At 54.3% G+C, this 13,367-nt stretch carries 15 protein-coding genes; 12 read left to right on the plus strand and 3 right to left on the minus strand.

What is annotated here, in order from left to right; translation table 11 throughout:
- Positions 1–132: 132 nt before the first annotated feature.
- From ACR3ZL_RS15160 to ACR3ZL_RS15210, 11 genes are all read left to right on the plus strand, one after another.
- The gene (locus ACR3ZL_RS15160; RefSeq protein WP_473652277.1) at positions 133–717 is read left to right on the plus strand and encodes a hypothetical protein; all 585 of its coding nucleotides are present in this window, start codon (positions 133–135) and stop codon (positions 715–717) included.
- A gap of 15 nt (positions 718–732) precedes the next feature.
- Complete coding sequence (gene atpB / locus ACR3ZL_RS15165) at positions 733–1,800, plus strand: F0F1 ATP synthase subunit A (RefSeq protein ID WP_473652276.1); 1,068 nt, start codon at positions 733–735, stop codon at positions 1,798–1,800.
- Positions 1,801–1,998: 198 nt separating this feature from the next.
- Positions 1,999–2,253 (plus strand): ATP synthase F0 subunit C, encoded by a 255-nt coding sequence (atpE, locus tag ACR3ZL_RS15170; RefSeq protein WP_283434463.1) that lies wholly within the window; start codon positions 1,999–2,001, stop codon positions 2,251–2,253.
- A 90-nt stretch (positions 2,254–2,343) separates the two neighbouring features.
- Positions 2,344–3,066, plus strand: a complete 723-nt coding sequence (locus tag ACR3ZL_RS15175; RefSeq protein WP_473652275.1) for a F0F1 ATP synthase subunit B — start codon at positions 2,344–2,346, stop codon at positions 3,064–3,066.
- An 84-nt stretch (positions 3,067–3,150) separates the two neighbouring features.
- Complete coding sequence (gene atpH, locus ACR3ZL_RS15180; protein ID WP_473652274.1) at positions 3,151–3,771, plus strand: ATP synthase F1 subunit delta; 621 nt, start codon at positions 3,151–3,153, stop codon at positions 3,769–3,771.
- Positions 3,772–3,859: 88 nt separating this feature from the next.
- Positions 3,860–5,380: a F0F1 ATP synthase subunit alpha gene (gene atpA, locus ACR3ZL_RS15185; RefSeq protein WP_473652273.1), complete on the plus strand. Its 1,521-nt coding sequence runs from the start codon at positions 3,860–3,862 to the stop codon at positions 5,378–5,380.
- A gap of 22 nt (positions 5,381–5,402) precedes the next feature.
- Positions 5,403–6,299 (plus strand): ATP synthase F1 subunit gamma, encoded by an 897-nt coding sequence (gene atpG / locus ACR3ZL_RS15190; RefSeq protein WP_473652272.1) that lies wholly within the window; start codon positions 5,403–5,405, stop codon positions 6,297–6,299.
- A gap of 143 nt (positions 6,300–6,442) precedes the next feature.
- The gene (gene atpD / locus ACR3ZL_RS15195) at positions 6,443–7,885 is read left to right on the plus strand and encodes a F0F1 ATP synthase subunit beta (RefSeq protein WP_473653549.1); all 1,443 of its coding nucleotides are present in this window, start codon (positions 6,443–6,445) and stop codon (positions 7,883–7,885) included.
- On the plus strand, positions 7,885–8,271 hold the full coding sequence (locus ACR3ZL_RS15200) for a F0F1 ATP synthase subunit delta/epsilon (RefSeq protein ID WP_486172742.1): 387 nt from the start codon (positions 7,885–7,887) through the stop codon (positions 8,269–8,271). Before atpD ends, ACR3ZL_RS15200 begins: the two co-directional genes overlap by 1 nt.
- Positions 8,272–8,409: 138 nt before the next feature.
- Positions 8,410–9,300 (plus strand): metallophosphoesterase, encoded by an 891-nt coding sequence (locus ACR3ZL_RS15205; protein ID WP_473652270.1) that lies wholly within the window; start codon positions 8,410–8,412, stop codon positions 9,298–9,300.
- A gap of 124 nt (positions 9,301–9,424) precedes the next feature.
- The gene (locus ACR3ZL_RS15210) at positions 9,425–10,912 is read left to right on the plus strand and encodes a DUF1570 domain-containing protein (protein ID WP_473652269.1); all 1,488 of its coding nucleotides are present in this window, start codon (positions 9,425–9,427) and stop codon (positions 10,910–10,912) included.
- A gap of 30 nt (positions 10,913–10,942) precedes the next feature.
- Here ACR3ZL_RS15210 and ACR3ZL_RS15215 read toward each other — a convergent pair whose 3' ends face one another.
- A complete protein-coding gene (locus ACR3ZL_RS15215; protein ID WP_473652268.1) occupies positions 10,943–11,221 on the minus strand; it encodes a hypothetical protein in 279 nt (92 codons plus the stop codon).
- 36 nt (positions 11,222–11,257) lie between these two features.
- The gene (locus tag ACR3ZL_RS15220; protein WP_473652267.1) at positions 11,258–11,935 is read right to left on the minus strand and encodes a TIGR04283 family arsenosugar biosynthesis glycosyltransferase; all 678 of its coding nucleotides are present in this window, start codon (positions 11,933–11,935) and stop codon (positions 11,258–11,260) included.
- Between the two features lie 75 nt (positions 11,936–12,010).
- Here ACR3ZL_RS15220 and bshB1 point away from each other — a divergent pair, with 75 nt between their 5' ends.
- On the plus strand, positions 12,011–12,748 hold the full coding sequence (bshB1, locus tag ACR3ZL_RS15225) for a bacillithiol biosynthesis deacetylase BshB1 (RefSeq protein WP_473652266.1): 738 nt from the start codon (positions 12,011–12,013) through the stop codon (positions 12,746–12,748).
- Positions 12,749–12,956: 208 nt separating this feature from the next.
- Here bshB1 and ACR3ZL_RS15230 read toward each other — a convergent pair whose 3' ends face one another.
- Positions 12,957–13,289 (minus strand): HesB/IscA family protein, encoded by a 333-nt coding sequence (locus tag ACR3ZL_RS15230; RefSeq protein WP_283434452.1) that lies wholly within the window; start codon positions 13,287–13,289, stop codon positions 12,957–12,959.
- Positions 13,290–13,367: the final 78 nt, after the last annotated feature.

Below are 13,367 nucleotides of genomic sequence, written 5' to 3' on the forward strand. Positions count from 1 at the left end.
GAACAAAAGTCATCCGGCTTCGCTTTAGCGGGTGGCTTTCGCCGTTTCGCTGTTAATTAGTGCTGGCTCGATTCCGGCTTCGCGTCTTTTGCCCAACTTCGGAATTGCGTGTGGGAATGTTAGGATGCGAGTATGTCGTCGCCCCATTCTTATCCCTACCGCAGAACCTACTGGATCGTGATCGCGTTCTGGTGGGCGGCGATGATTGTCGTGGTCGCCGTTGCCTGGGCGATTCAGCCGGAGCCGTTGCTGGGGTTGGAGATGCTCGATGTGATGGCCATTTCGCTGGCCAGCGGGGCGGTATCGACGATGGCGATCATGCCTGGGTTTGCGATCGGCGTGCCTGAGGCGACCGAGTCGACTGACCTCGATACGCCGGATCCCGATTCAACGGATTCTCCATCACCAATCGTGCCGCAAGATCCTGCCGAATCGGCGGCGGCTGAACAAACGGAAGATTCGGTAGATCTGGAGGACGCTGACGATAGCGGCGATTTGTCGCGGAAGTACGCGTTTGAGCGGCTAGGGAACGCATTTTTGGTCGGAATGTCGATTCGGCTCGTTGGGACAGTTGCTTTGTTTTTGGCAAGCAGTTATTACTTGGATGCTTCACCGGAAACGACCATTGCTCTGCAAATCGCTGCATGGATTTTGTGCTGGCATTTGTACCTATTATTGGTCGAGGTGATCGCATTGACATTCAATATTAAAACGTAGACACGTTCTCTTAAAATGATGAACCTTCTCGCATTGCCTGGCTTGCTGGCCGCCGGTCACGATCCAACCGATCACGCGATCCCGCACGCCTTGCACGATTCGCCGCTCTTGCGAATTCCGACCGGTGGTGGCGCGGAATCCAGTTCGTCTGCGTTGGGCATCCGCGAAGGTTACTACGAGTTCTTCATCACCAACCACTTGATGATGTCCGCGTTCGTCGCGTTCTGTCTAATCGTGGTCGGGCTGCTGTGCTCACGAAAGATCAGCATCTATCACGGCGAGGGCTTGGGCCGGTATCAAACCCGCGGTCGTCTGTCGCAACTGTTCGAAACCATTTGTGCGTTCATTCGCGATGAGGTTGCTTACCCCAACCTGAAGGGACTGACCGACAAGTACATCTACTATGTCTGGACCGTTTTCTTCTTCATCCTGTTCGCCAACATCATGGGTGTGATCCCGTTTGGATACATCCTGCAGATGATCACCGGTGACACCCAATATTCTCACTGGGGTGGTAGTGCGACCGGGAACCTTTCGCTGACCGGCGTGTTGGCGTTCACCTCGCTTTTCGCAATCGTGTTCATCGGGATTCGCGAAACCAGCTTGAAAGACTTCCTGAATCACTTCAATCCAATCGGCTGGGACGGCGGCATTGCAATGCTTCCGATCGCCCTGCTGCTTTACGTTCTCGAGGTGCTTTCTCTTTTGATTAAGTGCTTCGTGTTGGCCATGCGACTTTTCGGAACGATGATGGCGGGGCACTTGGTGCTTGCCGCGTTCGTTGGACTGATCTTCGCAGCCCGATCCGCTGGAGATTCCACCGCATATGCGGTCAGTATCCCAGTGGTGTTGGTTAGTACCGGCCTGACACTCTTGGAGTTGTTCGTTTGCTGTCTGCAAGCGTTCATCTTCACCTTCTTGACAGTCCTGTTCATCGCTTCGATGGCTGTCCACGAACATGACGAGCATCTTGATGATGATCCGCATGCTTTGGAAGACGCCGGACAGATGGATCCTGACAAGATTTTTGATCCGGGCCGCATCAGCCCAGCGGTTGGTGCAAGCCATCCCGCGGGTGCCTAAGTTGCCCAACGCGACTTATTGTCGCAAACCGATTTTGGACTTGAAAAAACAACTTCGCAAGCCATTTTGTTTGGCTTGCCCCTGTCGACGGAAGGCAGGTCACTTGACTAAGCTTTCCGCCTTGACAAATCACTCTGTTCCTCTCCCTTGTTAACGCTCAAAACGTTCAACGCTCAAAAATTTACGGAGCCTATTTAGATGTTGGAAATGGCAATGATGTTGGCCCAGGCAGTCTCAAACGACTTCGGCCGCATGGGTCTTGGTATCGGTATTGGTTTGATCATCGTCGGTGCCGCTCTCGGTATCGGTCGCATCGGCGGAAGCGCGGTTGAAGCGATGTCTCGCCAGCCAGAAGCCGGTGGACGCATTCAAACCGCGATGATTATCGCTGCGGCTCTGATCGAAGGTGCTACGGTTATCGCTCTCGTATTTATCTTGCTCTGCCGAGGCTAGGTTCGAGTTCGTTATTGACTCCGCCAGGTTTTGGCGGTCCGTCAATTTTGTAAAGATCCCCCGCACTCCGTCTTTCACCGAAGTGGATTGATGAAACGTTTGCTCGCTCTGTGTTTGTCCTCCTGCCTGTGTTTGCCTTTCGTGGCAACTGCGGGTGTGGCCGTCTCGATGGCTGTGTCACCGACCGTTGTTTTGGCCCAGGCCGAAGTGATCCATGGTGATTCGGAAGCGACGGAAGAAGTCGTGCTCACCGACAGTGGATTGGACGACGTCCATCACGAAGCTGACGGTCATGACACGCACAGCAATCACGAGAAGACTCCTCTTCTTTCCTTTGATTTCGGTGCAGCATTTTGGAACCTGTTGATCTTCGTCAGCGTTTTGCTGGTCTTGTCGATCTTCGTATGGCCCAATGTGTTGGGTGGTTTGCAAGCTCGCGAAGAACGTATTCGCGAAGACTTGGAATCCGCTGAGAAAGCGAACACTGAGGCCCAGGCCATTTTGGCTGGGTATCAGGGCAAGCTGGACGAAGCTGCAACCCAAGTGCAAAAGATGCTTGCCGAAGCTCGTACTGATGCCGAAGCAAGTGGCCAAAAGATCGTCGACCAAGCGAAAGCGGAAGCTGCCGCACAGCGTGAGCGAGCGGTGGCGGATATCGAGAATGCGAAGAAGGTCGCCATGGCTGAAATTGCCAGCCGAACCTCCGATATGGCGATGCAAGTTGCTCGCAGTATCGTCGGTCGTGAACTTTCTCCGAACGATCACGCTGAGCTAATCAAGCAGGCGATGGAACGGCTACCTAGTCAAAACTAGTTTTCCGTTGCAATGCCTAGCAGGCTTTCCAAAGCTCGATCAATTTTCAATCTGTTTCGTCGCTCATCCCCTGAGAATCCTGAAGTGTCAGAACCCGCTCCCCAATCCTCCGTGCTCGATGTCGGTGCCGAACAACTCGGTAAGATATACGCCCGAGCATTACTGGGTGCGACCGAAGCGGAAGGCTCCACCGACCAAGTATTGGACCAACTGAATCAGTTGTGCGACCAAGGTTTGGCCAACAGTGAGCCGTTGCGTCTGGCGTTTGCGAGTCCTCGAGTGGACGCTAACGAAAAAGCACGCGTGATCGATCAACTGATGGGCGACGCTCATCCGACATTGGTCCGCTTCCTCAAGATGATGGCGAACCGAGATCGGCTTGGCCATGTTGCTGTCGTTCGGGACAGTGCCATTTTGCTGCACGACGAAATGAGCGGCCGCATGTTGGCAGAAGTCAAAACGGCAGTGCCGATGACCGACGACGTCCGCAACCAAGTGATCAATCAACTGGCTCAGCAATTCGGCAAGTACGTCCGACTGAATGAGGTTGTTGATGAATCAGTGATCGGTGGCATGGTCGTACGAGTGGGCGATACCGTCTATGACTCGTCCGTCGCCAGCCGTCTGGATAAGCTCGGGAAAGCCTCTGCAGCCGGATTTGCTCGGCAGTTGCTTCAGAAATCCGAGCAATTCAGCAACTCATAACCTAAAACAACTCCGGTCAGTCTGAAGCGAATCCGACTGACCTACTAACCTCATTCAAGCGTTCTTTTTGAAATAACGGTACGGTCCAGTGAAATTCAACAGCGACGAGATCGCATCGGTCCTTCAAGCCGAAATCGAACAGTTCGATAACAAGATTGACGTCCGCGAAGTCGGTACGGTCTTGGAAGTCGGTGACGGGATCGCTCGGGTCTATGGACTTTCGGGTGTGATGGCCGGTGAAATGGTCGAGTTCCCTAACGGCGCTATCGGGCTGGCCTTCAACCTGGAAGAAAACAGCGTCGGTGTCATCATTCTTGGTGACTACCTGACGATCCAGGAAGGCGACGAAGTCAAGGCTCTTGGCACACTGCTTTCAGTTCCCGCTGGTGACGCTGTCATCGGACGAGTTCTCGATCCACTGGGCAACCCGCTCGATGGTAAAGGCCCGGTTCAAACGGACATCACTCGTCCGGTTGAAATCATCGCGACGGGTGTTGCCGAACGTAAGCCGGTTACCGAACCGCTGCAAACCGGCATCAAAGCTATCGATGCGATGACGCCAATCGGACGCGGTCAACGCGAACTGATTATTGGTGACCGAAAGACCGGTAAGACCGCTATCGCCATCGACGCGATCCTGAACCAAAAGGGTCAAGGCGTGAAGTGCTTCTACATTGCGATCGGCCAAAAGGACTCCGCTGTTGCGAGTGTGGTCGACGTTCTCGAACGCCACGGTGCGATGGAATACACCACCGTGATTGCGGCGGGTGCATCGGCTCCGGCCCCATTGCAATACATCGCTCCCTATGCCGGTACGGCCATGGCTGAGCACTTCATGTTCAATGGCGGTCACGCCTTGATCGCTTATGACGATTTGTCCAAGCAAGCCGTCGCCTACCGTCAGATGTCTTTGTTGATGCGTCGTCCACCTGGACGTGAAGCGTACCCTGGTGACGTGTTCTACTGTCACAGTCGTTTGCTTGAGCGTTCGTCGAAGCTTTCCGATGAACTGGGCGGTGGTAGTATCACCAGCCTGCCGATCATCGAAACGCTGGAAGGTGAAGTCTCCGCTTACATTCCAACCAACGTGATTTCGATCACCGACGGCCAGATTTACGTGCAACCTGACCTGTTCTTCTCGGGTGTTCGCCCGGCGATGAACCCGGGGATCAGTGTTTCCCGCGTGGGTGGTGCCGCTCAAACCAAAGCCATGAAGAAGGTTTCAGGCGGTTTGCGTTTGCAACTCGCAGCCTTCCGTGCTTTGGAAGCGTTTGCTCAGCTTGGTACCGACTTGGATCCAGCGACACAAGCGGAACTGGATCGCGGTTACCGCATGGTTGAATTGCTCAAACAGCCTCAATACCAACCGCTTTCGGTTGCCGAACAGGTCATCTCGATCTATGCCGGTACGAACGGCTACCTCGATGATGTACCGGTCAAGCAAGTTCAAGCCTTCGAAAAGGACATGCTTCAGTTCTTCAACGACAAGCATTCCTCGTTGGTGAACGACATGACGGCGAAGCCAGAATTGTCGGACGAGAACGTCGAGCGTATCGTCTCGGCGATCAAGGAATTCAAGTCGAGCTACAAGCCCGCCGCAACGGTTTAATTAAGAAAGGCGGAACTAACTTATGGCCAACGCACGCGCCCTTGATAAACGACGCAAGTCGATTCGCAACATTCGCAAGATCACGCGAACGATGGAATTGATTGCGACCGCTCGCTACAAAAAGGCGATGGACCGCGCCGCGGCAGCCACCGCCTATACGGACCAAATCACCAAAATCGTAGGACGTCTTGCCGCTGCTGGCACGGATGTCCAACACCCACTGCTTGAGCAACGCGAGAAAACGAACTCAGCTCGGGTTCTCGTACTTTCGAGCAACCGGGGTTTGTGTGGAGGCTACAACGCCTCGATCCTGCGAACGGCGTTGCCTCAAATCAAGCAACTCAAGGAAGAGATTCCTAACGTTGCCGTCGATGTCAGTGGAAAACGCGGTATCAACGGAATGAAGTTCCGTGGTGTTCCGATCGAAGCTGGCTTTCAACAGTTCGAAGATCAACCAGCCTACGACGAAGTCGAAAAGATTGCTGAAGGCTATCTGGCACAGTACATCACTGGCGAGATTGATCGTTTGGATGTGATCTACACTCGTTTTATCAGCACCTCGAACCAAGTTGCAACGATCGAAACGTTGCTGCCGCTCGGTTCGCTCGCTGAAGATTCTGATCAAACGGGTGCCGGATCGGCTGACGGTGATTCAGGCTCTGAGTACGAGTTTCTGCCTTCGGCTGAATCGATTTTGGAAGAGGTCGTGCCGACCAGCTTCAAAGTCAAATTGTTCAAGTGTTTCCTTGACGCAGCGGTCAGCGAGCAAGTTGCTCGAATGATTGCGATGAAGGGAGCGACCGAAAGTGCTGGCGACATGATCAAGCAACTTTCGATGACCTACAACCGAGCCCGTCAAAGCCAGATTACTGGCGAGATCATGGAGATCATTGGCGGCGTCGAAGCTTTGGAAAGTTAACGCCTTCCTCGTTGCTGATTGCAAGTTCCCGTGGCTTGCAAGCAGCCCAAACTCAACACCCCATCATTCAGTCGCTTAGCGACTCCATTTCATTACAAAAGCTAACCGCTAACAGCTAACTGCTAAGAGCTTTCACAATGTCCATTGCAACTCACCATGCCACCGGCCGCGTTTCGCAAGTCATCGGTTCGACGTTCGACGCCGAATTTCCCGAAGGCCAACTGCCAAAGATCTACAACGCTCTTCGCATCACCAGCGAACACAAGGGTGTGTCGATCAACTTGGTCGGTGAAGTTCAGCAGCACCTTGGCGGCGGTCGCATCCGTGCGATTGCTCTAGGCAGTACTGAAGGCATGATGCGAGGCATGGAAGTTGTCGACACGGGCAGCCCAGTGACGGTGCCTGTCGGTCAACAAACTCTCGGCCGCGTGTTCAACGTGCTCGGCGAGCCAATCGACAAGCGTGGCGACGTTCAAGCCGACGACCACTGGCCCATTCACCGCCAAGCTCCACCGCTCAACGAACTTTCGACCAACACCGAACTTTTCGAAACGGGTATCAAGGTTGTTGACCTTCTGACCCCGTTCGTTCGTGGTGGTAAAGCCGGTCTGTTCGGCGGTGCTGGTCTGGGTAAGACCGTTATTTTGACCGAGTTGATCGCTCGTATCGCATCGAGCCACGGTGGTTATTCCGTGTTCGCCGGTGTGGGCGAACGAACTCGTGAAGGCACTGATCTTTGGTTGGAAATGCAAGACACCGAGATCGGTTCAACTGGTCGTAAGGTGATCGAGCAGACCTGTATGGTGTTCGGCCAAATGAACGAGCCACCAGGGTCCCGTCTTCGTGTTGCTCTGTCGGCTCTGACCATGGCGGAATACTTCCGCGATACGACCGGTGCTGACACTCTGTTGTTCGTCGACAACATTTTCCGCTTCTCGCAAGCCGGTTCGGAAGTTTCCGCTCTGCTCGGACGGATGCCTTCGGCTGTGGGTTACCAGCCAACGCTGGCAACCGAAATGGGTGCGTTGCAAGAACGAATTACGTCGACCAAGCAAGGGGCGATTACCTCGGTGCAAGCCGTTTACGTGCCTGCTGACGATCCGACCGACCCCGCTCCCGCGACCGCTTTCGGTCAGCTTGACGCGTTTATCTATCTCGAACGGTCGATTTCCGAAAAGGGAATTTACCCCGCGATTGACCCACTTGCATCGAACTCCCGGATTCTTGATCCGCAATACGTTGGCGATCGTCACTACACCATCGCTCGTCGTGTGCAAACGATCTTGCAACGATACCGCGAGCTGCAAGACATCATCGCCATTCTCGGTGTTGATGAATTGAACGAAGAAGACAAGACCATCGTTCACCGCGCACGTCGCATCGAACGATTCCTGTCGCAACCCTTCCTCGTGGCAGAAGTCTTCATCGGCAAGCCCGGTGAAATCACTTCGCTGGAAGATACCATTCGTAGCTTCGAAGGTATCTGTGATGGCAAGTACGATCACCTGCCTGAGCAAGCCTTCATGTACGTCGGTGCGATCGAGCAAGCCGAAGCTCAAGCCAAGAAGATGGAGTCGAAATCCTAATGTCGATTCGATGTGTCGTCGTTACTCCCGAGCGAACCGAACTGGATCGCGAAGCTGAATTCATCGCGCTGCCTATGTTCGATGGTGAGCTTGGCGTGCAGCACGGGTGCGCCCCGATGATCGGACGTTTGGGTTATGGTGTTTTGCGTTTGCAAACCACCGCTGGCCCCGAGCGTTACTTCGTCGATGGCGGATTCGCGCAAGTCGAACAGGACGTTGTCAGCGTTTTGACCGCACGTACGATTCCCGTCGACATGCTCGATACGGACGATGCGACCAAAGCGCTTGCGGAAGCACTTGAAATGCCAAGCGATACGCCTGAGCAAGCTCAAATCAAAGATGCCGCTGTGCTTCGTGCACGTGGGCAACTGCGAGCATCCCGCTAGGTCTGACATAACGTCAACGGTTCGTCTGCAGCAAACCGAACATGCTTCTCTACCCAACGCCCCGGCGTTGGTGACCTACGACAAACATGACCGCCACCGGCGAGCTGCCTTGCTTGCCGTCTCACCGAAGCGAAAGTGGTGCACGACGTGCTAAGCCATGGCGCAGCCCGGATTGCGGAAATCACCAGTGGCGCCCCGAAGGGTTCTACCAAGCTCGCGTTTGTCTCCGATCTGCACCTCTTTAACACCCGCTGTGACTACAGCCGTCACGAAGATGCGATCCGCCAAGCTATTCGCCACGCCGATTTATGCGTGTGGGGTGGCGACCTGTTTGACTTCCATTGGTCGAATGTTGGCGATGCCGCGAAGTCACAAAAGTTAGCAATCGCGTGGCTTGACACTTGGCGTGCTGAATTCCCTAACAAAACGTTTGTCTATCTGACCGGGAACCACGATGCTCAGCCTTCCTTTCAGACTGCATTGGAAGGCTGGGCCGATTCGTTTTCCACAATTGCATCGTCCGCTATCTCACCGGGCCCCATTCCGGAAGAAAACGCGTCTTCGCCGGTCGTTCCCACTTCGCTAGCAATCTCCCCCGGCGCGATCTACGTCGGGTTGGATGCCATTCGAGTTGGCGACTGCATTCTGACCCACGGGGACGTGATCGAGTCGGTCAGCGGACGACTTCGGCGGCCGAGGACGCTGGCGACTTATCGAGAACGTTGGCAACACGAACGCATCGGCGCCTCCCGGCCGCCGATGGCTCGCAACCATCTATACGACGCTGCTGTTTCGGCCAGGTTGCATATAGTCGCCGCCGGAGTTGCCCATCGTCATCAAAATGTGTGCCGACGATTGATGCGTTGGCTGGACCAAGAACCGGACTGGTTCAGCAACGACGTTCGACGGGTTGTGTTTGGGCATACCCATCGTCGTTTGGTAGGAACTGTTGTTTCGGGAGTCCGATTCTATAACGCAGGCGCGGCGGTTCGGCACGTGTCCTTTGAGCCGGTTTCATTGGTGGTCTAAGTTCAGCGAAGACTTCGAAAACGATCCCCCGCTAATGACGGCACGACGGATTCCCATCCGGTATCATGTTGATGTCTGCCGCGGCATTACGGCCGACTTTGCTAACCCAAGGAGTTCGTCGTTGATGTCTCGTTATTCCCTGTTGATCGTCTGCATCGTGTCGTTAGCTGTATCCTCGACTGCGAGCGCTCAGCGATTCAATCCGCTTGGCGGCCTGGATCGATTTATCCGTGAGAGCCAGGAACGCGCCGATGAAATGCGGCGGAAAATGGAGCAAATGGAAGGTGCTTTACGTGGTCAGGGGGCAATGCCTGGTTTTCCCGCCAACCCAGGCTCTGGTGTTTCGAATGACAAATCATTTGGCTTAGCCCCAGCGGACGATCTCTATGCTCCGCCGGGCGAGATCAAATATCCCGAGGGCACCAATCTTCTTGTCCGAGATCACGAGGGGAAAAGTGTCACGGCGCGACAACATCTAACGGTTGGCGGGACGGAATTGGTGATCATGCCGGACGGAACACTCAACGCGATCTCCAGTGCCGAAACGCAACCGACCACGCAGTCGTTTGTAGCCGCTTCGATCGACGAAGTTGAAGCAGAACTCTTGAAAGATCCCAAACTGAAAGGCTTTAAGACAAAGCGAAGCCGTCGCTTTCTCTATGTATACAACACGAGCGAGCTATTCATCGATTCGACGCGAACCATTCTCGAGTCGATGTATCCTGCGGTACGCAAGTACTTTCGTCGTTCGGGTATCGACACAAACGAACCGGAGTTCCCCCTCGTGATCATCGCCTTTGCCAACGATGATCAGTTCCAAGAGTACCGGCGGATGCCGCAGGGCGTCGTGGCCTACTACGACGGCATCAGCAATTCTGTCTTGCTGTACGAGAAATCTGATCTGTCTTTGCATGCACCGGAAATTGCGGTGAAGAATGCGATATCAACGATCGCTCATGAAGGGGCGCACCAGATCCTGCACAACATCGGCGTGCAGCAGAGACTCTCTCGGTGGCCGATGTGGCTAAGTGAAGGACTCGCCGAGTTCTATGCACCAACGACTGTCCAGAAAGGCGTGCGGTGGAGCGGAATGGGCAGCACGAACCAATTGCGAATGATGGAGATCGATCGTGATTGGAACGGCGGAAAGGCACTGGGGCACGGACGAGTTCTTAAGCGTGTGGTCGATGCCGATCAGTTGGATTCATTGGACTACGCCTACTCTTGGTCGCTGATTCACATGCTTTCCAAACGACACCAAAAAGAATTGTTCGCGTGCATCCGGCAATGCAGTGAGCTGCGTCCACTGGAAGGCATCGATCCGAATGCGAATCCAATTCCCTCGTCATCGGAAGTCTTCAGCAAACACTTTGGTGATGACTACGCTGAACTTGAACAAGAGCTACGACGACATCTGACGAGCCTCGACTATGTGGATCCGGTCAAATCGCAGACTCACTATCTCGTTGTCGCTGCTGGACGAGTCATCATGACGACCTCTCCTGAGCGAGTGGAAGAGATCCAACGTTCGGTGGGCGTAGGCCGAACACAGGTGCGGAAGTTCCCCAACCGCATGCAGGCGGAAGCTGCGATGAAACGGATTACTTATTGAGCGACCGCCGGCGTCTGGAGAAGATCGTTGTTATGTTCCGCGTTTACGATTGAATAAATACTTGGCAAAGTCCCATAAGCCGGTGAAACGGTATTTTGAATCAACGTAGTGCTCGATCACATAGAAAGCGAAGTAGTAACACCGACAGAAACTCCAGATCGTTAGCCCAAGCAACACGATGTTGCGAATTGAGAGTACGGAGCTAATCAACAGAAAACCGGAAATCAATCCGAGCAGCAAGAACAGACCTGCCTTGATGAAGATGGCGGTTCTTGATTCAAGGTTTCGGTTTAGTCGCAATTTTGCCATGTACGGTCAATTGAAGAATCGAGGTGGAGAGCATCGCTAACGATACCAACGGTGAAGTGTGCTCGTCGAAACACCCAGCTTAAAAGCAATCTGGATCACCCAGTTGCGAACTGTCTGGCGAATCACTCCACGGGCCCTCCAGCGGCGAGCATCAACGACCAACTTGCCTGGAAGCAACGTGGCAGGACAGATGCGTCTAAGCTTGCTAGATAGCATGACGTCCTCCATCAGGTCTACGTCGTCGAAACCACCGACTTGGTCGTAGAGCATGCGGTCGACAAACATGCCTTGGTCACCGAAGACACGAGACGTCCATTTCACTCGCAGGGCATTGCCCCACTCTAGCCATCGAAATTGGACGCCCGGGGCATCGATTCGTTGTTCGAAGCCGCCCCAGTCTGGCCAGTTTCGCGATGCCATCTGCTCGATCGCGTTCGCCTCGCAGCGGTTATCGGCATGTAAAAACCACAACACATCGCCGGTTGCATGCTGGGCACCAACCGCCAGTTGCCGTCCGCGTCCTTTGGCTTTGGCGATAAAGATGATTCTCGCCTCGCTGGTTTGCAAACGCCTTACGATTGTTGGGGTTTCATCTTCGCTTCCGCCGTCTGAAACGATCACTTCCACTGGATCTTGACGCAATGCCGCCTCGATCGCAGATTCAATGTTCGCGGCTTCGTTGTAGGTCGGAATGATGATCGATAGAGTTCGCAATCGTTCGGCAATGGTTCAACGGTTGGCGGATCAAGGTTACAGTGTGCAAGAAAAGCTCACGTCTGGAATGACTTAATGAACGTACTGCCCGCTACCGCGTATCCCAACCCCGATGAAATCGAACCGTTGGATTTTCTCGTAATCGCTCCTCATCCGGATGATGCCGAGCTGGGCATGGGAGGAACGATCATGCGGATGATCGATCAGGGAATGCGAGTGGGCGTGTTGGATTTGACCAGCGGCGAACCGACACCGTACGGGAGCATGGAGACTCGGGTGCGAGAAACCGCCGCCGCAACTGCCGTGATGAAATTGACCTGGCGAGGCAACGCGGGGCTGGTCAATCGAGCACTCGAAAACACGCTGGAAGCTCGTGAGCGAATCGCGTCCTACGTCCGTTGCCTGCGCCCTCGCTGGCTATTCACACCCTACTTCCACGACGCTCATCCCGATCATATCGCCGCAACTTCGCTGACCGAAGCGGCGCGATTCCATGCCAAGTTATCCAAGACCGATATGCCCGGTCCACGCCACCATCCCGAACGCCTTTACTACTACTATTGCATTCACCTTCGGCTAGCAATTCAGCCAAGCTGGATCGTCGACATCTCGGAACAGTGGGATCGCAAGATGGAAGCGGTCCGAGCTTACGAAAGCCAGATGGTAACCGGGCGGCCCACCGAACCACCGACGGTTTTGGACCGGATCCGCGATGAAGGTGCGAGCTGGGGGCGATTGATCAACCGCAACTACGGTGAGCCGTTTGCGACGAAAGAGCCCTTGGCGATGAACAGCCTGAGGGACTTGATCTAGACGACCTAACCGTTGCCCGCGAAGCAGGTTGGGGTGAAAGCTGGTTGGGATAGAAGCTGGTTAAGATAAAAATCCAGCGGAACAGGCTGAAGCCTGGACTCCAGCGGTGTGATGGAATTTCGGCTTTGCGTGTTGAGACGCGGCTCGCCAAAAAACAAAGCCGCTTGTTACCCAAGCGGCTCGTTCGAAAATTAGCGATTGTCAAGCACTAAGCTTGGAAAGAACTTCCACAACCACAACTCTTCACTGCGTTGGGGTTGTTGAATGTGAAGCCTTGCTTTTCGAGGCTGTCGTACCAATCGACTTCGGTTCCATCGAGGTACAAGGCGCTCTTCTTGTCGACGATAACGCTGACGCCGTGGTGCTCGTACTTCGAGTCAGCCTTTTCGTCGTAGTTGTCGTCGAAGTTCAGCGTGTAGTTGAATCCGCTGCATCCACCACCGGCGACACCAATGCGAAGCAGCATCGAATCGTCGAAATTGTGTTCGGTGCGGAAACGAATAACTTCTTCGGCGGCACGTTCGGTGAGTTTGATCGCCATCTTGGGGTTCAACCTTCGGAGGGATGGAGTGGTGTATTTCGAAAGCGGTCTTTTGCGAACCGTTCTCAATGATTGATT

It is taken from the genome of Rhodopirellula sp. J20-39 (assembly GCF_057365095.1).

Excerpts from the sequence above, each read along its gene's own strand:
- atpG (WP_473652272.1), top strand. The coding sequence starts at position 5,403 with ATGGCCAACGCACGCGCCCTTGATAAACGACGCAAGTCGATTCGCAAC.
- ACR3ZL_RS15230 (WP_283434452.1), bottom strand. The coding sequence starts at position 13,289 with ATGGCGATCAAACTCACCGAACGTGCCGCCGAAGAAGTTATTCGTTTC.
- ACR3ZL_RS15210 (WP_473652269.1), top strand. The coding sequence starts at position 9,425 with ATGTCTCGTTATTCCCTGTTGATCGTCTGCATCGTGTCGTTAGCTGTA.
- atpE (WP_283434463.1), top strand. The coding sequence starts at position 1,999 with ATGTTGGAAATGGCAATGATGTTGGCCCAGGCAGTCTCAAACGACTTC.
- bshB1 (WP_473652266.1), top strand. The coding sequence starts at position 12,011 with ATGAACGTACTGCCCGCTACCGCGTATCCCAACCCCGATGAAATCGAA.
- ACR3ZL_RS15175 (WP_473652275.1), top strand. The coding sequence starts at position 2,344 with ATGAAACGTTTGCTCGCTCTGTGTTTGTCCTCCTGCCTGTGTTTGCCT.
- ACR3ZL_RS15200 (WP_486172742.1), top strand. The coding sequence starts at position 7,885 with ATGTCGATTCGATGTGTCGTCGTTACTCCCGAGCGAACCGAACTGGAT.
- atpB (WP_473652276.1), top strand. The coding sequence starts at position 733 with ATGATGAACCTTCTCGCATTGCCTGGCTTGCTGGCCGCCGGTCACGAT.
- ACR3ZL_RS15160 (WP_473652277.1), top strand. The coding sequence starts at position 133 with ATGTCGTCGCCCCATTCTTATCCCTACCGCAGAACCTACTGGATCGTG.
- ACR3ZL_RS15215 (WP_473652268.1), bottom strand. The coding sequence starts at position 11,221 with ATGGCAAAATTGCGACTAAACCGAAACCTTGAATCAAGAACCGCCATC.